This is a genomic window from Paenibacillus sp. 01T47, from assembly GCF_056398245.1.
The window spans coordinates 302,441-322,429 of the sequence record NZ_JBFTPA010000001.1; the positions used below are offsets into that span (position 1 = coordinate 302,441).

The window sequence follows — 19,989 nt, forward strand, 5'->3', positions numbered from 1 at the left end:
TAAATGGATTCATTAATTACAAGTGAAAGGAGAAAAAATGAAAACAGTAATTAAAGAAGGTGCAAAAAAAATTCTAGCTTCACCATCACTTTTACCACTAACTAAGATATTCTCTCCTATTTATTCAGGAATTGGTAGCATAGTAATGTTTCACAGGATAGTTGAACAAATAAATCATAATTCATGTGAGGATTTAGAAGTCACAGATAAGTACTTAGAAGAAGTGATCAACTACTTTTTATCGAACAATTACGAAGTGGTTTCCCTAGATACGTTTTATGAGATTTTAAACAAAAGATATAAAATAAATAAGAAGGTAGTTGTTTTTACTTTTGATGATGGATATATTGATAATTACACAATAGCATATCCAATATTTAAAAAACATAATTTACCTTTTACGATTTATATTACAACAAGCTTTCCTGATAAAACCGCAAAATTATGGTGGTATGCTTTGAAAGACTTAATAGAAACTAATACAATATTAAAGTTTTATCATAAGGAGCAGTACCATTGTTATGATATAAAAAATCGACATGAAAAACATAGAGTATATTTAAAAATACGGAGATACATTTTAAGCTTAAGCAGAGATGAACATAATGAGTTGTTCGTCAATTTATTTGAAAAAAATGATATTGACATAGCTGAATATACTAAAAAACTTACCTTGAATTGGGACCAAATAAGGATTTTATCTAATGACAAATTAGTTACAATTGGTGCACACACGATTAATCATTATAACTTAAGAGAATTAGATACAGATTCTGCAAAGAAAGAAATGATGGAATCTAAAAATAGAATAGAAATGCTTACTCAAAATAAAGTAGAACATTTCGCATATCCATTTGGCTCGAAGCATGAAGCCAGTATTAGAGAATTTGAACTTGCTAAGAGAGTAGGATTTAAAACAGTTACAACAACAAGGTGCGGAAACATATTTGAAAATCATAAAGATTACACAAATAGTTTACCAAGAATTTCATTAAATCCGAGCGCGGAATCTCCATTTCCAAATTACTATGTGAATGGACTAATACCAGCAATCAAAAATAATTTTAAAAGAGTAATTACTGACTAGATGTAAGGGGTCCTAATATAGTTAATATTTTAAAAGGAAATGATAAAAAATGTATTTTCGTTTATTTAATTAATGATATATAAATAAGCATTAAACTGTAACTTAAAGTAGGAAAGAGGAGAAAACATGAAGAAGTCAGATAGCATTCAATTTAAGCTATACTGGACAAATCAATTAGATGATTCTTCTAAACATGATTTTATAGAAGTTCACAGAAAAGTGTTTAATTCTAGTTTTGATGAAGAAACGTTTATTAGGAAATATTTTGATAATATATATGGGGATTCAATAATTGTATTGTCTTACATTGAAAATCAATGCATTGCGGCAAGAGCATTTTGGAGAAACGACATTAACGGAATAAAAGCATTTCAACCTTGTGATACTGCAGTTTTGAGTGAGCATAGAGGCAAGGGATTGTTCAAAAAGATGAATTTAAAGGCACTTGAAGCAATCGATGAAGACACATTAGTTTATAATTTTCCAAATGAAAATTCATATTCTGGCTATTTGAAAATGGGTTGGAAAGAAAAGGATAAAAAAAGATACAAAATATTCAATTGGAGTAAAGATCCTGTAGACAGGATTGATAGAAAGTATTTGGCATGGTTGCTAGGAGATAAAAACAACAAATCAAGAACTTCCCTCTATCGTTTTTCAATAAAAGATAAAACATATCTTCTTAAAAAACAACGTTTTAATATTTACTTTGTTATGGGGGGTATTGATAAAGAGGATGCACTTAATCTTAATATTCCAAAGTTTCCGATTTGTTTTAATTATTCAGTAAAAGGATATTTAGGAAGAGGTCTGGTAACTGTAACCAGAAATGGATCAAATAGTATAGATATACCAGTATATAAAATTGACACGCTTTTTTAATTATGAATTGATTAGGTATATAATTATTTTCGTGTTGTTTAAAATAAATTTATTATAATAGTCTAGATAGTAACTGCTAGAAAACTTTAGTTGTTTATAAAATTAGTTTTTAGCAATTACAATTAGCGGTTCCAGAGGTGGTTTAATGGGTCTATTTATTTTTCTGATTTTTAATATGATATTTAGTGCTTTATTTTTTAAAACAATAGCAAGTGGTAAGAAGTTTAACTTTTTATATGTCACTTATAATATGGCTTTGTTTTCTTTTTTATCAATGTTTAGGTCAATTACTGTTGGAAACGATACTATTGCTTATGTAGAAATATTCAATAATATTATGCAGTCTGGTGACATATCACCTTATCAAGGCCGGTTTGAAATAGGGTATTTGTATTTAAATAAATGGTTAAGTTCAATATTTCATCACCACCAAGTATTATTAATAATTACAAGCATTTATATATTTTTTGGAGTTGGAAGGTTTATTTATAAATATTCTAATATGGCCTGGCTAAGTGTAATACTGTTTTTTAGCTTAAGGTATTTTGATTTATCATTAAGTGGAATAAGGCATATGCTTGCTGTTACTACAGTATTATTCGCATATGATTTTATAATAAAAAAGCATCCTATTAAATTTGTTATAACAGTTATCATAGCTACAACTTTCCATAATGCAGCTTTTATATTTTTACTAGCTTATCCTATTTCAAAATTCAAATTAACTAAGAGATTAATTACTATCTCATCCTTATCATGTATATTTCTTTTGTTATTTCTTGAAGAATCTATAAATGTGATATTAACATTTTTTCCTCATTATTACCCATATGTGTACTCCGCCAAAGCTGAAGGCGAAGTTAAATTAGCCACATTACTTGGGTTATTAGTTATGGTAATAATACTATTTGCCGGAGAGATTTTTAATAATAAGATAGTTAAATCGAAAGTAACCAATATTAAAGAAAAAAGTTTAAGTTACATTAAAACAAACCATGATGAAATTCAGTCAGTATTTATATTGATTGCTTGTGTAATTATGCTAGTTGCTTTAAGAGTTGATATATTCTCAAGATTCAGTCAAATATATAGTGTATTTGCAATTGTTTATCTTCCAAATGCAATTGGAAAAATTAAAGATAGACATTTAAAGACCACCATTTTGATATTTGTCGTTGTTTTGTTTTTTGCTTACATAATAGCGATTCAAGTTTTAAGACCCGAATGGCAAAGTACTTATCCATATTTCTTTTTTTGGAACGATAAATAGAAAATTTAATACTTATTAGTTTATTAGCATACAGTGAATGAACTTCTTTATGGGGTAGTTTGTAAGTGAAATTTAATCGGTGAAATTGGTGATTATCTGATATGTAGAACATATTGCATATATTATAAAAATAAATGCAATGTTTTTGTATTTTAATTAGATGTTTGGGGGGAATACTTTGAGATATGCGTTGCTATTAACAGGAACAATAGATGCTAGTGTATTTAATAATGTTAAAAATATGCTAACTGACGTCAAAGAACGTCTGGATCAGTATACTAGTACAATTAAAAGGTATATTAAAGAAAGCTCGTTTGATAAGATTGTTTTTGTGGAAAACTCTGGATATTCTATTGATGAAGAACATTTTTTTCAGTATGCAAAAGCTTACGGAAAAGAATTTGAATATTTACCGTTCTTGGGTGAAGTGGAAAATGTAATAAAATATGGTAAGTCTTATGGTGAAGCGCAGTGTATTAGATATGGGATTGAACACAGTAAATTGTTAGAGAAAGAGGAATATATATATAAAGTAACTGGTAGAGTTTTTCTTAGAAATTCAAAAGATATTTGTAAAAGTAAGGCCGCTCATCACAATGAATTTGTCGCATTAAATGATACTAAGTGGTGTTTTACAAATTTCTTTAAAATTAGAAAGGAAGATTTTCTTTTATATTTATCTGATGCGCAATATGAATGTGATGATTTTAATAGAAAAGGTATAGAGCGAATATACTATAAAAGGTTATTAGACGCTAGAGCTGATGTAGCTTGCTTTAGAAACTATCCCGATCTCACTGGAATAGTTGGTGGAACTGGCGGGACATATGATAAAAGTAAATTTGAACTCATAGTACTTAATGGTTTAAGTAGAGTTGGGTATTTTAATATTAAAGAAACAGATGCTAAACTATTAAAAATAATTAGATATTTTAAGCAGAAAAAATAATTAGGTTAAAAAAAGTAAAATTTTCAAATGCTTAAAACCTAAAATTTCCTTTACATAATAAATAGGGAGGATATCAAATGAGTGCAAATTTGATGGTAAGGAATTGAATAGTAGTGCATTGAAATTTATTAAAAATTTTTCTTATACATTAACTTCAAACTTAACTGCACTCCTTTCCTCTGCCTTAGTTATTTTAGTTCTTCCTAAGTTAATAGGAGTCGAGGAATATGGTTTTTGGCAGTTATATTTATTTTATTCTTTTTATGTTGGTTTTATACATTTGGGGTGGAATGATGGTATTTATCTCAGGTATGGTGGTAGGGAATATAAAGATCTAGACAAGCATCTATTTTTCTCTCAGTTTTATATGCTGTTTATTTCACAAGCATTTGTAGCCGTAATAATTTTTATTTCTTCGTTATTCTTAATGGATAATGCCAATAGACTATTTATCATGCAAATGGTTGCTATTGCTTTAGTTATCGTTAATACAAGATTTATGTTACTTTTCATTTTGCAAGCAACCAATAGAATTAAAGAATATGCCAAGATTACAATGTTGGATAGGGTACTCTATATTATCTTAATTATCTCTTTCCTGTTATTTGGTGTTAGGGATTATAAGCTTTTAATTATTGCTGATTTAATTAGTAAATTTATAGCTCTTATATATGCAATGTATTACTGTAAAGAAATTGTTTTCAATAAGCTGTCTAATTTTAATTTTAGTTTTAAAGAAACCTTAGAAAATATAAATATAGGTATGAAGTTAATGTTTGCAAATCTGGCAAGCATGTTAATTATAGGGGTTGTCCGCTTTGGTATAGAAAGATCTTGGAGTGTAGCTACCTTTGGGAAGGTATCATTAACATTAAGTATATCGAATTTAACAATGTTATTTATAAATGCTGTAGGCATTATTATGTTTCCAATCCTCAGAAGAACAGATCCCAAAAAATTAGCAGATATTTATGTTACAATGAGAGATTTTTTAATGGTTATATTACTATTTGCTTTATTACTCTATTACCCCCTTAATGTATTAATATCAACTTGGTTGCCGCAATATGCAGAAAGCTTGATGTATATGATTCTAGTATTTCCTATGTTTGTCTATGAAGGCAAGATGCAACTATTAATAAATAGCTATCTAAAAAATATGAGGAAAGAAAAGATGATGTTAAATATTAATCTTATATCTCTACTCTTGAGTTTAATAATAACTTTCATAACAACTCAGTTACTTAAAAGTTTAGATCTAGCTATTTTATCTATTGTGATTTTACTAGCTTTTAGATCTGTACTGGCAGAATTTTTATTGTCTAAGATACTTAAAATATCTATTCATAAAGATATTTTCCTAGAATTATTTGTAACACTAATATTCATTTTATCTGCTTGGTATATAGATTCATGGTATTCAATTGTTGTTTTTGGATTTGTATATTGTGTTTATTTAATCATGAAGAGAAATGACATTATGAGAACTATAAAAAAAATAAGAACTTTATTAATGAAATGACGGATCGTAATATGAAGTGCGACACCTAAGAAAACAAAAAGTTCCACGATTAGATTCGTGTAAAATGGGAGTTACCACACCCCATGATTACAGGAGAATCCAACATAAGCTACTCCCGTTTTTGAATAGTCGAGCACGGACAACTAGAGATTTTACATCAATTAGGCTGGTCGGCTCGGGCGCTAAGAGAAGCGAAGGTTAGAGGGAAGGGGCTTTATATGCTTCAAATCTATATACAGATGCCTCTATGCTGGCCTACTTGCAATATGGGATATAAAAAGCACCTGCACCACAAAGGGAAGCGTCGTAAACCACTCGAAACACGTGGTTTACGACGCTTCCTCACAGGAATACCTATTAGCCAAAGTCCTAAGGAGGTTAGAAAGCGAGAAGCCTTTGGACATTGGGAGCTAGATACGATTGTTTCTAGTCGTGGAAAGAGCCGAGCTTGTGCTGCTACCTTTATAGAACGTAAAACAAGAATGTACATGGCCTTAAAGATGCCAGATCGCACCGCTTACTCCATGAAGGTAGCCTTTTGGTGTAATCACAAGCCAATATCAGCAAGCCGCATTTCAGAGCGCTAAAACCGATCGAGGGAAAGAATTTGTCTGTTATGTTGCTATGGAAAACTTCACGATGTAAAGGTCTACTTTGCGGAACTTTATTCCTCTTGGAAACGAGTTTCCAACAAAAATAGCAATGGTCTCCTGCGGGAGTTCTTCCTCAAGGGATACGATTTCGCAAGGGTTACGGATGAGGAAATAGCTGAAGCCATTCACCTTATTAACAACAGACCTCTAAAATGATTGGGCTGGAAGACCGCTCACGAATCTTTCATGGCTGAAGTGTCGGACTTAGCTTGACAAATCATCTTATTTTAAAATAAATTTTAAACATTTATTATAAAAATTTAATTGATTTTAAAAGATTATTATTATTACTTATAATTTGAATAATACATGAAAGGAGTTTCAAAATGAAGGGTATCATTTTAGCAGGTGGAAGTGGGACGCGATTGTACCCGTTAACCATGGTTACAAGCAAACAATTATTACCTGTTTACGATAAACCAATGATTTACTATCCATTATCTACTCTAATGTTAGCTGGAATCAAAGAAATATTAATTATCTCTACTCCTGAAGACACACCAAGATTTGAGGCTTTATTAGGAGATGGATCACAATTTGGTATATCATTACAGTATAAAGTACAACCAAGTCCTGATGGCTTAGCTCAGGCTTTTATTTTAGGTGAGCAGTTTATTGGAAATGATTCGGTATCTATGATTTTAGGAGATAATATTTACTATGGTAGTGGACTTCGTAAGATTTTAAAGAGTGCAGCAAGTAAAGAACAAGGTGCAACTGTATTCGGTTATCACGTACAAGATCCAGAAAGATTCGGTGTTGTAGAATTTGATAAGGCTGGTAAAGTGTTAAGCGTGGAAGAGAAGCCGCAGAATCCTAAATCTAACTATGCCATTACAGGTCTATATTTCTATGATAATCGAGTTGTGGATATTGCAAAAGAGATAAAGCCTTCTTCTCGTGGTGAGTTAGAAATTACGTCAATCAATGAATCATATTTGAAACTTAACGAGCTGGAAGTTGCATTGTTAGGACGAGGTTATACTTGGTTAGATACGGGTACACATCAGAGCCTGGTAGATGCGACTAATTTTGTTCGAACAGTAGAGGATCATCAAGGTATCAAAATTGCTGCTCCAGAAGAGATAGCTTATATTAACTCTTGGATCACTAAAGAACAACTTTGGGATTGTGGAGAAAAATTGAGTAAGACAGGATACGGACAATATTTAATGAAAGTAGCAAATGGTGAGATTCAGTATTAAATCGAAAGCGTGGTAAACATGAAATATACAAAAACAGAACTAGAAGGCGTATTGCTACTTAAACCGAGTGTATTTGGTGACCATCGTGGCTGGTTTATGGAAACATATAGCACAGCAAAGTACAAAGAAATTGGTTTAGAATTAGAGTTTGTTCAAGATAACCAATCCTTCTCGGCAGCTAAAGGGACATTACGTGGATTGCACTATCAACTCAATCCAAAAGCTCAAACAAAGCTAATCCGTTGTACGAAAGGGGCTATATTCGATGTCGCAGTTGATATTCGTCAAGGAAGTCCTACTTATGGACAATGGTATGGTGTCGAGTTAAGTGCCGATAATAAAGCACAACTGCTTGTTCCAAAAGGATTTGCACATGGCTTTATGACTTTAACAGAAGACGTGGAAGTACAATATAAGGTAGATGAATTATATGCCCCTGAATGCGATCGGGGAATAGTATGGAATGATCCTTCTATCGGTATTAAATGGCCTATAAATATTTCACCTATTCTATCTGATAAAGACGCCAAAGCTCCACTTTTCAAAGATGCTGAACAAAACTTTGGATATGGAGAATAGATAAAGAATATAGTGACAGGCCCGTGATGGACAGCGAAGTGGTTTAAATATGATAGGGACGGGTTGTATAGATAATTCTGCTGTTCAGGCGTACATATTTCAAATAAAACCGGACATCATCATACATTGTGCAGCATATACAGCGGAAAGTGACAAAGAAACATGCTGGAAGGTCAATGTTGAAGGAACAAAGTATCTGGCAGCATTAGCTAAAGAGATTGGCGCAAAGTTTATGTATATTAGTACGAATTATGTATTTGATGGTGAAGGTAAGGCTCTCTTCATGGAGTTGGATAAGCCTAATCCGTTTGGATATTACGGTCAAACGAAATATGAAGGCGAACTAGCCGTACAAGATTTAATTCAGACATCTTTTATTGTTCGTATATCGTGGGTTTTCGGTGTGAATGGAAATAACTTTGTGAAAACCATGCTTAGATTAGCCGAAAGCCGAAATCTGTTAAATGTAGTTTTCGATCAAATTGGTTCCCTACATACACTTTAGATCTGGCTAAATTATTAATAGATATGATCCAGACAGCAAAATATGGCACTTATCATGCTTCTAAATAAAGGAATTTGTAGTTGGGTGGATTTTTCAATAGAGATGTTTCAGTAAGCTGGAAAAGAGGTTATCGTAGAAGGAATTCCAACCGGGCGTTACCCTACTCCTGCTGTTTGGTGGTCTATTTCTAGAATGTCCAAGTAGAAACTAGAGGATAATAGTTTTAATCGCCTTCCAAACTGGCAGGATACTATTTACTTTTTTTAAATAAATTCACATTTGGGGTGGACAAATGACTAGAAGTAAAGTACTCGTTACCGGCGGCGCTGGATTTATTGGCGGTAATTTCGTTCAATATATGGTTAACAAATATCCGGAATATGAAATCGTTAATTTAGATCTATTAACGTATGCCGGTGAATTATCTAAGCATGAAGCTATTGAGAATAAAGAGAATTATCGATTTTTGAAATCAGATATTGCGGATCGTGACGCGATTACTTCAATTTTCGAATCGGAAATAATTAAGTATGTCGTACATTTTGCGGCTGAAAGCCATGTGGATCGCTCCATTACAGATCCAGGCGTATTCGTTCGTACGAATGTTTTGGGAACACAAGTGCTGCTGGAAGCTGCAAGGACATATGGAGTTACAAAATTTGTTCATGTCTCCACAGATGAGGTTTATGGTGATTTGGAGTTCGATCCGACAACCTTCTTTACAGAAGAAACACCGCTTCAACCTAACAGTCCATATAGTGCAAGTAAAGCGGGCTCTGATTTGCTAGTACGAGCTTATCACGAGACGTTTGGCATGGCTGTTAATATTACAAGGTGCTCAAACAATTATGGACCGTATCATTTTCCGGAGAAGCTTATTCCTTTGACCATATCGCGTGTATTTAATGATGAAAAGGTTCCAGTGTATGGAGACGGCAAGAATGTACGTGACTGGTTGCATGTATACGATCATTGTACAGCAATAGATCTGGTTCTACATGAAGGTATTAGCGGTGAGGTGTATAATGTAGGTGGTCATAATGAGCGTACGAATCTAGAAGTGGTAAAGACAATAATTAAGACGCTTGGAAAATCTGAAGATCTCATAGAATATGTTGAGGACAGATTAGGACATGATAAACGCTATGCTATTGACTCTTCTAAGTTAGAAAGGCTCGGATGGAAGCCAACCTTTAACTTTGAGACAGGGATAGTACAAACCATAGAATGGTATTTGTCCAACAAGATTTGGTGGGAATGTATTATTAGCGGTGATTATAAGAGCAATGATGAGTAATTAAGACTATATCTTGTTACTAACATCAGTTCTACATTGTTAACAAATATACCCTATACACCCCCCAACAATTTTGTTACCATACCATTAAACAAAACAACCGCATAACCCACACGATAAAGGCAAAACCATTGAAAAATGGTGACGCAAAGCTACAGGGGCTTATCTTTTAAAAGACTGCCAGCCAGCTACCGAATATCGTGCCTCCCGCGTGGTTTATGTGGAAACATGGAGGTTATTATTATGTTCATGCGCGCAAACGTTGTACGTGAATGGCATCAGCTCTGTATGGGATTCAATGAATTGCTGTGGAAAGATTGCTTAGATGAGAAAAAGCGCATGGAGATTTATTTGAGGATTGTTTATCACAAAAATAAACTAGCAGCTGTCTCATGAACTAGCACGTAGGGCGTCGTTAACAGATCTGAAAACGCTATATCCGCAAGCTGACGCCCCGTCACTATGAAGCGTCAGTTTTTTTATTTTAAAATCTAAGAAGGAGATTCATATGCAATCATTGCTTCTTTAGTGGCTCATATGAAACCAAAACAATGAAAAAAACGAACAAAACAATTTTGATTATCGCAGGTGCGCTCGTTGTTATCGGTATTGTCATTTATGGAAGCATGAGTCTCTATTCGAAGTTAAATCAGGTAGATGAACTGAATGGGCGTCTTGAAGAAGCTGCAGATAGTAATGCAGGGCAAGAGTCACCGAAGATTACGGAGCAGCCCAATGAACAATCTACTAATCAGACAGATCAGACTTCAGAACCTGATGCTACTCCATCACAAGAGCCTGATCTAGTTCCAACGACGCAGCCAGATGAAGTCCTTAAACCTAGTCCGAGCGCAACTTTGCCGCCAGATGAAGCGTCTAATAATGTAGACAAGGGACAAAAGCCGGATAAGGGATCTACAAACTCCGAAAATAAGTCCCAGAAGAAAAAAGAGATTGATGCTTCGGTTACAGCAAAGCTGGAAAAACTGAAATTTTCGTGTCAAGCAACCAGCAATAGCTTGGTTAAGCAGATTGCGAAAGAGCTTAGCGGGGATGAAGAAGCTACGCTTGCTACTATTCAAAGTAAATATCTGAATAAGGTATTTTCTGCGGAAGCCGATTGTGATGCCAGATTCAATCAATTAATAAGCAATGCCAAGAGCGAGTATAAAGCAGCCGATCTAGGTGAGCAAAGCTTTCCGGATTGGAGTGCGCAATACGAGAGTGCGAAGGCTGGTGCTAGAGCCAATGCGCTTGCAGTAATTGCAAACTCGCTAAACAAGTAAGCTTTACTATTCTGAGGAGGCTCTATGAAAAAGTCACGTATTCTATCTATTTTTCTGGTTGTAATGATGTTGTCATCCGTACTTGCAACCGCTGCATCCGCAGCAACCGAAACAATTAAGACAAAGACACAGCCCATTAAGCTGCAATTTGATGGACAAGCGCTTAAACTGCCCGATGGACAATATTCATTTATTCATCAAGGAAGTACATACGTACCGATTCGTTATATTTCTTACGCACTGCTAAAAACAGTGAATTGGGATGGTGCGAAAGCGACGATCTCCGAGCCAACAGTGAAAGAGCTTGCAGCGCTGAAGAAACAATTGCAAAGTGCCGCTACGGGCAGCCAGAAGCCGCAAACGAGCGTTACGATTGCGATACAGCCAGTTAATGCAACTCTTGTGTTTAATGGAAAGACGAAGGCATTGCCGGCTGGTCAATCCCTCTATGCCTATAAAGGCTCGATCTATGTGCCCATTCGTTTCTTGTCAGAATCAGTAGGCACGCAGATTAGCTACGATCCGGTGACGAAAACAGTTAGCGGTGAGTCAGCAGCATATCGAGCTGAGCAAGGTGGCGGCGGAGTCGTTCTTCCAGGCACGGGTGGCGGAACTGGAGGCTCTGGTGGTACAGGCGGTACGGGTAATGCCGGCGGTGGTGGCGTACCAGTTAAACCGACGTATGAGCAAATTACGGCAGAAGCAGAGAACAAGCTTGCTGCGCTGAAAGAAAGCTGCAAGGTAACTCTTATGGATATTGGCTTGCAGTATGTAGCGGCAACGGATAAGACGGTTCAAGCTCAGCTTAAAGCTAAAGGACTTCAAGAAGTAGACAATTGCTCTGCAAGGTTTGAAGTTATCATGTCAGATACGAAAGCTAAGTTGACGACGAATGGGTATAGCACAGACGTTCTTGCTTCCTACAGAGAAGCCTTTAACAAAGAGCTTGAAGCAGGAAGAGCTATTGCAGAAGGTTTGATGTAATAGGAGTTTTCACTTCTTTTTTGTAAAATTAAAGCAGGGGCAGAAGAGGTCGCGATGACTTCTTCTGCCCCTGCTTTGCGTTATCTTTCCAATGATAAGAAGTGATAAATGCATTTGCTTGCATTTATTTATAATTTATCTTAGTTATAAGAAATCAGTTGCAGCTATAGGGGATAAGGGCTCCTATTTAGCCCACACTTCCTTAAATACAAATTTTAAGGCTTGTAAGTCGTTAGCGGTACGTTCAGCTTATTGTAGGTTGTCATGCAGATTGAAAATGTATAATGAATTTTCCAATCCAATTCCTGATATATTTTAACAAGAAAAGGATTACCCAAATCAAGCAGAGTGATCATTAACAGCAAAAAGCTGCGTTCAAATAGCTTGCTTTGCATGTTTTTTGTCTCCCCTTACAAGAATTTGTTGTAAAATGTAAAAAAATGACTCATTTCACTAGCAAAGCCACTACCATAGTACTAAAATTTGCATTACACTAGCATTACAGACTAACCTAAAATCATACAGTAGTGGTAATGTAGGGGGACTATGGACATATTTAATTTGTTCTACCAATTCAATCAGTGCACTTCTGATCCTGATGCTGAAGTTGTAGTACTCTTACACGGCCTAGGTCTAAATGCTCGTGTGTGGGAGCCGCTGGCTGCTGTGCTAACTAAACGGTATCATGTTGTACGGTATGATTTGCGCGGGCATGGGGAGCGATCACATGACGGTTCTCAGTTAACATGGGAGCTGCTTTGCAATGATTTTGATGACATTTTCCACTTATATAGCATAACGGAAGCACATTTGGTCGGTCACGGACTTGGCGGTAATCTTGCTGCAAGGTATGGAATGAGCCGCCCGGAGCGAGTGAAGTCGTTTGTTCTTATTTCGACGATTGGGTTTTATCCTCCTGAGGCAATGGAGCGTTCGGTTGAGCTGCGCCGGAGGTATGCTGAGAACGGTGTGGCAGATGCACTGGCGGAGCAGATGGCTAGTTTAGTGACCTGTCTGCCTCAGGATAGGGAAGAGACAAGGTGGGTAAAAGAGGCGTACTTGCAGTGTGACATGGAGGTGTATTTTAAATTAATTGAGCTCTTTGCAGCCGAGAATCCTTTGGATGACTTATCCGCAATTAATAAGCCTTGCCTCGTTATGGCGGGGGACAAAGATACGATATATCCATCCTATATGTCGAAGATTACGGCGCAGTTTATTCCGAATGCGTTCTCGGTAACGGTGCCTGATGCAGCTAGCTTGGTGTTTATAGATAATCAGACCTATGCTGCTCAGAAGATATTAGATTTCCTCTCCAACCCTTTAAGTAGCACGGAGAGCACTCATGTCGGTGATCCGCTGCTTGGGTTAATGAGGATCGATGCCATTAAAATGTTTGGCGATGCCTATAAGAGTACTCCAAGCAAGGATGTGCTGCTCGAGGTCAAGCTAATTGGAGCATTTCGTGTATTTATTAATGGCCAGGAAATACCGAGTGGCTGGCAGCAGCGTAATGCGAAGAGATTGCTTGTTTACTTAATGTTTTACCCGAATCCGACCAGAGAACAGTTATGCGATGCGTTATGGCCACTTGCAGAGATTAGCAAAGCAAGTAATTTGCTGCGAGTTAGTCTTTCTCATTTAAAAGGATTGTTCGATACGGCGGGGACGAATCCGATTGTTGCTAATCGCAGCCATGTTAAGCTGAACGCGGTTGTCGTGTGTGACTTGCTGAAATGGATTCAGTCACTTGAAGAAGCTCATATGGAGAAAAGAGCACTAAGGAAATTTATTCTTATTAAAGAATTGCTTGTCTATCCTGTAGAAGAAATGCTCGCAGGCTTGTACGATAACTGGGCGGTTCAGGAACGAAGCAGGCTGGAATACATGCTGCTGGGCCTTGTTGAATCGCTCGCAGATAGCTATAAAAAAGATGGCGATTTTGCAGCGGCTAGTCAAGTGATGAGAAGAATAAGCAATATGTATAGCGAGGAACTAAATGTTGATACCGTTCGTAATACGCATGCTCAGGGAGAGGTGAGGGACCATTAATAGAAATACTGTTCTACACAAAATAAAGCTAGAGCAGACGATTGAGTTGCTGCGGCAGGAAATGATCGATAAGCTATTAGTGTGCCAGTCTTATCAAGCTGATGAAGTGTTGGGAGCAAGCAGGGCGCTTGATCTTGTTCTTAATTGCTATGATTGCGTAAGATTTGAGAGAGGCTGCATGAATGAGGAAAATTGTGCATCACGTACATTATTAGATGACGATAGCTCTATTTAAAAATACGTTTACGTTTATTTTGTTTGTATTTATACCAGTAGCTGCCGTTCTCATCCTTGAAAATCCGAATTCCAAACCATTTCAATGGCGTTGATAGCTCAGTAAACATTAAATAACTAGACATGTCTATCGCCCTCATTTCACTTCTTTTTAGTTATAATACCAAACTTTAGGCTTATTGACTATATTGAAATAGGACTTTTATATCATTTATATTGATAATTGATGGATTATATTTCTTTATTTCTCAGTTGAAAATTTCAACGCCGCCGGCTGCTTCACTTTTGCGAGCAAGCCGTTCTTTGGCATGCCTAATTTAGTACGCCTATGCTCGCATTTTGTTTGAGTGTTTTTTTCAAGTATGATAGAGGGATAATAAATTGGAAGCTGGTTGCTTTACAGGAGGTGTAATTGAATATGTATAGACCTGCTAGATGGAAGCCGACTATTCTGTGGGGGCTATTATTAGTAGGGTGGCTCGGGCTTTTATTCCTATTTTCATCCCAAACATATGAACAACAAAGTATTCAGCCGTTTTTGCGCAGTCACTTTACATACGATCAGTTAGTTAGATGGCTGCCGGATGTTACGCTTACCTATCGAACGAGCATCGTTAATTCACATGATCGGCCTTATAGCTTTATCGAATTTTTGTTTCGAAAGGGCGCACATTTGTTTGTGTATGCGACTTTTACTGCGTTGATGTTTATGTTCCTGCGAGCACTGACCCGCGGACGCTGGTTCCTTTCCATTATACTTACTCTGACGGTTGCCATTGCTGTCCCGGCTATGGATGAATGGAATCAATTAGGCTCTGACGAGCGTACGGGTAACGCAACTGATGTCGTTCTTGATTTTGTAGGGGGATGTACGGGATTGCTCATCTGTTTGTGTATCTTAGGAGTGGTGAAGCTGTGGCGATCAAGGTCACGGAATCGATCTCAATATTGATGATAGAAGTTATTCTAATTAATCATTTTTAGCTTGCGGGCGGCGTGCAAAAATAGTTGCGGACAAAGCAGGCTGCTATCCATTATAATCGTCTTTGACATTGTATAGATTCGGTAAATGTGGGGGAATTGCAGCTTGCAGCGCTATGAGGAATTAGATTCACTTAGGGGATTGGCGGCATTAGCCGTAATGATTGGTCATTTCTTATTGGTATTTGCGCCTATTGCGCAAAATACGTCGGATCTCAGCTATTTTGATTACCCGCTTAACCTGTTTAAATACACGCCGCTGCATGCGATATGGGGCGGTCATGAAGCGGTCATTATGTTTTTTCTGCTCAGCGGGTTTGTACTTTCCTTGCCGTTTTTCAGCAACCGCCAGCAATCCTATTCAAAATATGTGATTAAGCGGATTTGCCGTATTTACATTCCTTTTCTCGTCGCATTACTGATCGCCATATTAATGAGGGAAATCGTCTATGTATCGAAGCTGACGAATTTGACGAGCTATTATAACAATCTGTGGGTGATCCCCCCTAATGTGACCTCAATCATTCATCATTTGCTGTTCGTAGGAAACTACAATACGACGAGGTATGATCCGATTTTGTGGACACTCGTTCATGAAATGCGTATCTCGTTATTGTTCCCGTTTATTATGTTCATTATTGTAAAAAGCAGCTGGAAGGTAGGGCTGCCGCTGGCACTCGTCTTATCCATTGGTGCTGAAATTATGCTTGAAAATTTTGAAACGAAATATATGACGAACTTTGTGATCTCGCTGCATTATGCCTCTTTCTTCATTATAGGGGCGCTGCTGGCCAAATATCAGAAAGAGCTGAAGTCAGCATTTTCACGGTTGCATGGTTGGCGGGTTATGCTGATGCTTATTATCGGATTGTGCTTCTATTCGTTCAAATGGATCGGTTATGGCGAGGACTTCCATGACATGCTCATGCCGCACAGCGGCGATTGGATGACGGCTATCGGCGCTTCGATCTTCATTATTACAGCGCTATCATCCGTTCGTTTATCGAGGCAGCTGCAGCGAAAGCCGTTATTGTTTTTAGGTAAAATCTCATACAGTCTCTATTTGTATCATATGATCATCCTGTTGTCGCTCATCCATCTGCTGAATGGCGAGCTGGAAACAACGTTTATTGTGATACTCGCCTTTGTTGCTTCATTCGGAGCCGGGGCGCTAAGCTACTATTTCATAGAGCTGCCATCCATTCGGTTAGGCAAGTGGCTTACTGGCTGGGGCAAGAAGCCAAGTACGGCTGCTGTAAGCGGCAGTGATGGCGTATCGACCGGTGCATAATCAATAGGGCATAAGGAAGGAACGGTTCCCTTAGTGGGAGCCGTTCCTTTTTTATGAGCAAGCAGGCAAGTGACTGATGTCGAAGGAAAAGCCTGATGTTCGGTGTAATGTTTTGGCAGGAATGCACCCATCCTTACCCATGAGAAAATCGTTGTCTATATTTGCGCGGCGATATGCTCTCGTATTTGGCAAAGCAAGAGGTGAAATAGGCAGCGTGATTAAAGCCGACCTGTTCTCCTATGCGGGCGATAGGCAGATCCGTTTGAAGCAGCAGCAGCTTTGCTTGTTCAATCCGGAAACGCATGAGGTAATCGAATGGCGCGCAGCCAAACTCCTTCTGCATGCATCTTGCGATATAAACGGGATGAAAGTTAATGCTGTCTCCCAGCTCCTGCGCGGTTATGCTATCACGATAATGCTCTCGCAAATAGGAAGCTGCTTGCTCTGCGCACAAAATAGAGGGAGAAGGCCCCTCCGCTTCCATCGATGCGGATAAATGCTCGATAACCTCTTGGAATACAAGCTGCTGCTTCCATTTTACGCTGGGGATATGATCATTCATATTAAGCTGAACCAACTGGCGCAGCAGACTGTCCATCTTGGAGGGCTGCAGCAGTTTAGCAAACTGGGGAAGCTGTTTGGCAAAGGTTTGTGCCGTATAAATGTTGGTGTTGAGTATTCTTGTTTTGGAACTGTCAGGCGGTACCTCAGGCATGGATTGATCTGTTATACTCCACATCCCCGTCGTCTGAAAATGAATCCAGTAATAAGCGGTCTGCTCGTCGCATGCACGCGTTGCGTAATGATGGGCATCCGGCCTGAGAATAAGTGCGTGCCCTGCGCTCACTTCATAATGCTGATCTTCTTCTCCCATGTATAAGCAGCCCCGCGTTACGACAAGCAAATCAAACACATTAATGTTGCATCTGCTTGGATGCTTGCGGCCAGAAGGGGCAACCGTATAACCCCCAATGATATAATGCGGCAGCGGTGGAATCGTCATATGAATGATGGTCATGTTAGGATTTTCTCCTTCAAATATTGAAGTTTGAATCGTTATAGTTTCAGTTGTAAAAGTGATACATCAAGCTCAGTATAGCATCTATAATTTGATATGACGATTGATGATAAGACAACGGATACGGCCGCTATTAGGCAGCCGATGCAGGAGGACAACAGGATGGCTTTATCTAACAAAAAGATTTCGCTCTGGATGCTGGCGTGGCCAATATTCATAGAGCTGTTTTTACAATTTTTGCTCGGTGCGGCGGATACGCTGATGGTGAGCCGGATATCGGATGATGCAGTAGCGGTAGTAGGCTTCTCTAACCAGCTGTTTCAAGCGTTGACGACTTTATTTATAACGGTCGCGAGTGGAGCGGGCATACTCATTGCACAAAAAATAGGCTCCAAAAATGGCGAGGACGCTCGCACGATCGCGATAATGGCGGTGAAAGTAAGTGCCATCATTGGGCTTTTGCTTAGCGGGCTGCTCATCCTCATTCCAGGCGAGATCGCTGCAGTGCTGCAGCTTCCAGAAAATTTAATTCCACTGGCAAAGACGTATATCTCGATAGTCGGCGGCGGGATGGTATTGATTGCGTTGATGTCGGCGCTTAGCACATCGATTCGGAATACGGGAAATACAAAGGGGCCAATGTATACGGCAATTGGAATGAACGTTGTGCATGTTTTTTTCAACTATGCGTTCATCTTCGGGGCATTCGGTTTTCCAAAATGGGGCTTGATGGGCGTAGCCATCTCAACCGTGTTATGCCGCTTGCTCGCTACGATTGTGCTGTTCATTATGTTCCTTAGCTCGTTTGAACGTACAATTGCTCTTAGTGACTTTAATGTATTTAATCGTAAGCTGTTCGGCGAAATTCTCCGTATTGGATGGCCGCTTGGCGTAAATATGTCTTGCTGGGTATTTACGCAGCTGCTTATTTTCACCTTTTTGGCTATTCTCGGCTCGAATGAGCTGGCGGCACGGACGTATATGAATACGTTGGAGTCCTTTTGCTTCATGCTTGGTTATTCGATTGCACTGGCAGTACAAATTCAGATTGCCCATCTATTTGGAGCAGGCAAGGTCAAAGAGGCGTACCATATCGCCTTCCGAGCGATGTGGATTGGGCTTGCGGTGGTGACGGTTAACGCGTTTCTTATTTATTTGTTTGGCAAGCAGCTGCTAGGCATGTTTACTGAGAACAAAGAAATCGTAGCGTTAGGCGTGTCCCTACTCGGAATGAATCTACTGCTGCAGCCGGGCAAAATGATCAATATGGCGCTCGGCAATTCACTAAATGCGGTAGGCGATACCCGTTTTACGATGTGGACTTCGGTATTCTCGATGTGGCTGATTGCAACGGGATTAGCTTATTTTGTGGGAATTCAACTTGGCTGGGGCTTGATCGGGATATATGCCTGCATGATCTTAGATGAGTACATCCGCGGAATATTGTCTTTAATTCGCTGGAGAGGCCAAAAGTTTCTGCGCAGAGCAGAGCGGGATGAAGCCGAAGGGAAGAGAAGTGCAGAGAGCGGCATTAGTGGAAAAACACATAAACAAACCGCGCTGGATATCTAATAAAAGCGTATAATAGAGGAAGGAATAGACAGCGGCTTCGCAAGTGAAGGCTGCTGTTTTCCGTATTCACGGCAAGGGAGCGATTAACGGATATGGCATCGATGGTTATTATGAATGAAAAAATACGCGCCTCTGAGGTGCACTTGACTGGTTTGCGAGGCGAGGATCTAGGTATTGTCTCGCGTGATGAAGCGCTGGCAAAAGCAAAGGAATTGAAAGTGGATTTGGTCTGCACCTCGCTTATGAGCAGTCCTCCGCCATGCAAGCTGGTAGCCAAAGGGCAAGCGAAGAAACAGGCTGACCAAGAGAAGCGCGGGGCAAAGGTAAAGGATCAGCCTAGCAAAATAAAAGAGCTCCGCTTGACAGCGCATATAGAAGATCATGATTATGATACGAAGCTGCGGCAGGCAGCGAAGCTTCTTGGTTCAGGCAACGGCGTGCAGCTCGTTGTAAAAATTCAAGGCAAGGAAGGCCCCAAAGCGAAGGAGCTGCTGGAGCGCATGCTGAAGGATCTGGAGGAGAGCGGCAAGAAGCAATCCGGCATACAAGTAAGCGGGAAGCAAGCAGCGGTGCAGGTGCTGCCTTTATAAAGGTATGTTGAATGTGAAAGGTAAGCAGCGGT

The 19,989-nt window shown here is 38.5% G+C and carries 20 protein-coding genes, 1 pseudogene and 1 riboswitch; of the genes and pseudogenes, 18 read left to right on the top strand and 3 right to left on the bottom strand.

What is annotated here, in order from left to right; genetic code table 11:
* Window positions 1–37 precede the first annotated feature (37 nt).
* From AC1DOV_RS01250 to AC1DOV_RS01305, 12 genes and pseudogenes are all read left to right on the top strand, one after another.
* A complete protein-coding gene (locus AC1DOV_RS01250; protein WP_477548949.1) occupies window positions 38–1,087 on the top strand; it encodes a polysaccharide deacetylase family protein in 1,050 nt (349 codons plus the stop codon).
* 126 nt (window positions 1,088–1,213) lie between these two features.
* On the top strand, window positions 1,214–1,969 hold the full coding sequence (locus tag AC1DOV_RS01255; RefSeq protein ID WP_477548950.1) for a GNAT family N-acetyltransferase: 756 nt from the start codon (window positions 1,214–1,216) through the stop codon (window positions 1,967–1,969).
* A 145-nt stretch (window positions 1,970–2,114) separates the two neighbouring features.
* Complete coding sequence (locus AC1DOV_RS01260; RefSeq protein ID WP_477548951.1) at window positions 2,115–3,239, top strand: EpsG family protein; 1,125 nt, start codon at window positions 2,115–2,117, stop codon at window positions 3,237–3,239.
* A gap of 178 nt (window positions 3,240–3,417) precedes the next feature.
* The gene (locus tag AC1DOV_RS01265; protein WP_477548952.1) at window positions 3,418–4,188 is read left to right on the top strand and encodes a hypothetical protein; all 771 of its coding nucleotides are present in this window, start codon (window positions 3,418–3,420) and stop codon (window positions 4,186–4,188) included.
* Between the two features lie 103 nt (window positions 4,189–4,291).
* Window positions 4,292–5,710, top strand: a complete 1,419-nt coding sequence (locus AC1DOV_RS01270) for an MATE family efflux transporter (RefSeq protein ID WP_477548953.1) — start codon at window positions 4,292–4,294, stop codon at window positions 5,708–5,710.
* 186 nt (window positions 5,711–5,896) lie between these two features.
* Window positions 5,897–6,519 (top strand): annotated as a pseudogene (locus AC1DOV_RS01275) (IS30 family transposase); the annotation flags it as partial.
* A gap of 170 nt (window positions 6,520–6,689) precedes the next feature.
* Window positions 6,690–7,568, top strand: coding sequence for a glucose-1-phosphate thymidylyltransferase RfbA (rfbA, locus tag AC1DOV_RS01280; protein WP_477548954.1), 879 nt, complete (start codon window positions 6,690–6,692; stop codon window positions 7,566–7,568).
* Between the two features lie 18 nt (window positions 7,569–7,586).
* Entirely contained in the window at window positions 7,587–8,147 is a 561-nt protein-coding gene (gene rfbC, locus AC1DOV_RS01285) for a dTDP-4-dehydrorhamnose 3,5-epimerase (RefSeq protein WP_477548955.1), read from the top strand.
* A gap of 49 nt (window positions 8,148–8,196) precedes the next feature.
* Window positions 8,197–8,652, top strand: a complete 456-nt coding sequence (locus tag AC1DOV_RS01290) for an SDR family oxidoreductase (RefSeq protein ID WP_477548956.1) — start codon at window positions 8,197–8,199, stop codon at window positions 8,650–8,652.
* Between the two features lie 292 nt (window positions 8,653–8,944).
* On the top strand, window positions 8,945–9,949 hold the full coding sequence (gene rfbB, locus AC1DOV_RS01295) for a dTDP-glucose 4,6-dehydratase (RefSeq protein ID WP_477548957.1): 1,005 nt from the start codon (window positions 8,945–8,947) through the stop codon (window positions 9,947–9,949).
* Window positions 9,950–10,060: 111 nt separating this feature from the next.
* Window positions 10,061–10,145: riboswitch (cyclic di-GMP riboswitch) on the top strand.
* Between the two features lie 355 nt (window positions 10,146–10,500).
* Window positions 10,501–11,235 (top strand): hypothetical protein, encoded by a 735-nt coding sequence (locus AC1DOV_RS01300; RefSeq protein ID WP_477548958.1) that lies wholly within the window; start codon window positions 10,501–10,503, stop codon window positions 11,233–11,235.
* 24 nt (window positions 11,236–11,259) lie between these two features.
* The gene (locus tag AC1DOV_RS01305; protein ID WP_477548959.1) at window positions 11,260–12,219 is read left to right on the top strand and encodes a copper amine oxidase N-terminal domain-containing protein; all 960 of its coding nucleotides are present in this window, start codon (window positions 11,260–11,262) and stop codon (window positions 12,217–12,219) included.
* 215 nt (window positions 12,220–12,434) lie between these two features.
* Here the strand turns inward: AC1DOV_RS01305 and AC1DOV_RS01310 are convergent, their stop codons facing one another.
* Window positions 12,435–12,614, bottom strand: a complete 180-nt coding sequence (locus AC1DOV_RS01310; protein WP_477548960.1) for a hypothetical protein — start codon at window positions 12,612–12,614, stop codon at window positions 12,435–12,437.
* Window positions 12,615–12,765: 151 nt separating this feature from the next.
* On the opposite strand from AC1DOV_RS01310, the gene AC1DOV_RS01315 reads away from it, so the two are divergent.
* A complete protein-coding gene (locus AC1DOV_RS01315; RefSeq protein ID WP_477548961.1) occupies window positions 12,766–14,271 on the top strand; it encodes an alpha/beta fold hydrolase in 1,506 nt (501 codons plus the stop codon).
* Window positions 14,272–14,311: 40 nt separating this feature from the next.
* On the top strand, window positions 14,312–14,506 hold the full coding sequence (locus AC1DOV_RS01320) for a hypothetical protein (protein WP_441878029.1): 195 nt from the start codon (window positions 14,312–14,314) through the stop codon (window positions 14,504–14,506).
* On the opposite strand, the gene AC1DOV_RS01325 is transcribed toward AC1DOV_RS01320, so the two are convergent.
* Window positions 14,499–14,630, bottom strand: coding sequence for a hypothetical protein (locus AC1DOV_RS01325; protein WP_256710911.1), 132 nt, complete (start codon window positions 14,628–14,630; stop codon window positions 14,499–14,501). The two genes, AC1DOV_RS01320 and AC1DOV_RS01325, sit on opposite strands and share 8 nt — an antisense overlap.
* Before the next feature lie 293 nt (window positions 14,631–14,923).
* Between AC1DOV_RS01325 and AC1DOV_RS01330 the strand changes: the two genes are divergently transcribed.
* Both AC1DOV_RS01330 and AC1DOV_RS01335 read left to right on the top strand, forming a co-directional pair.
* Window positions 14,924–15,457, top strand: coding sequence for a VanZ family protein (locus AC1DOV_RS01330; RefSeq protein ID WP_477510960.1), 534 nt, complete (start codon window positions 14,924–14,926; stop codon window positions 15,455–15,457).
* 135 nt (window positions 15,458–15,592) lie between these two features.
* Window positions 15,593–16,777 (top strand): acyltransferase family protein, encoded by a 1,185-nt coding sequence (locus AC1DOV_RS01335; protein WP_477548962.1) that lies wholly within the window; start codon window positions 15,593–15,595, stop codon window positions 16,775–16,777.
* Window positions 16,778–16,910: 133 nt separating this feature from the next.
* On the opposite strand, the gene AC1DOV_RS01340 is transcribed toward AC1DOV_RS01335, so the two are convergent.
* On the bottom strand, window positions 16,911–17,795 hold the full coding sequence (locus AC1DOV_RS01340; protein WP_477548963.1) for an AraC family transcriptional regulator: 885 nt from the start codon (window positions 17,793–17,795) through the stop codon (window positions 16,911–16,913).
* Window positions 17,796–17,957: 162 nt separating this feature from the next.
* On the opposite strand from AC1DOV_RS01340, the gene AC1DOV_RS01345 reads away from it, so the two are divergent.
* Both AC1DOV_RS01345 and infC read left to right on the top strand, forming a co-directional pair.
* Window positions 17,958–19,367 (top strand): MATE family efflux transporter, encoded by a 1,410-nt coding sequence (locus tag AC1DOV_RS01345; protein ID WP_477548964.1) that lies wholly within the window; start codon window positions 17,958–17,960, stop codon window positions 19,365–19,367.
* Between the two features lie 101 nt (window positions 19,368–19,468).
* Window positions 19,469–19,957: a translation initiation factor IF-3 gene (infC, locus tag AC1DOV_RS01350; RefSeq protein WP_477549215.1), complete on the top strand. Its 489-nt coding sequence runs from the start codon at window positions 19,469–19,471 to the stop codon at window positions 19,955–19,957.
* The last annotated feature ends 32 nt before the right edge of the window (window positions 19,958–19,989 follow it).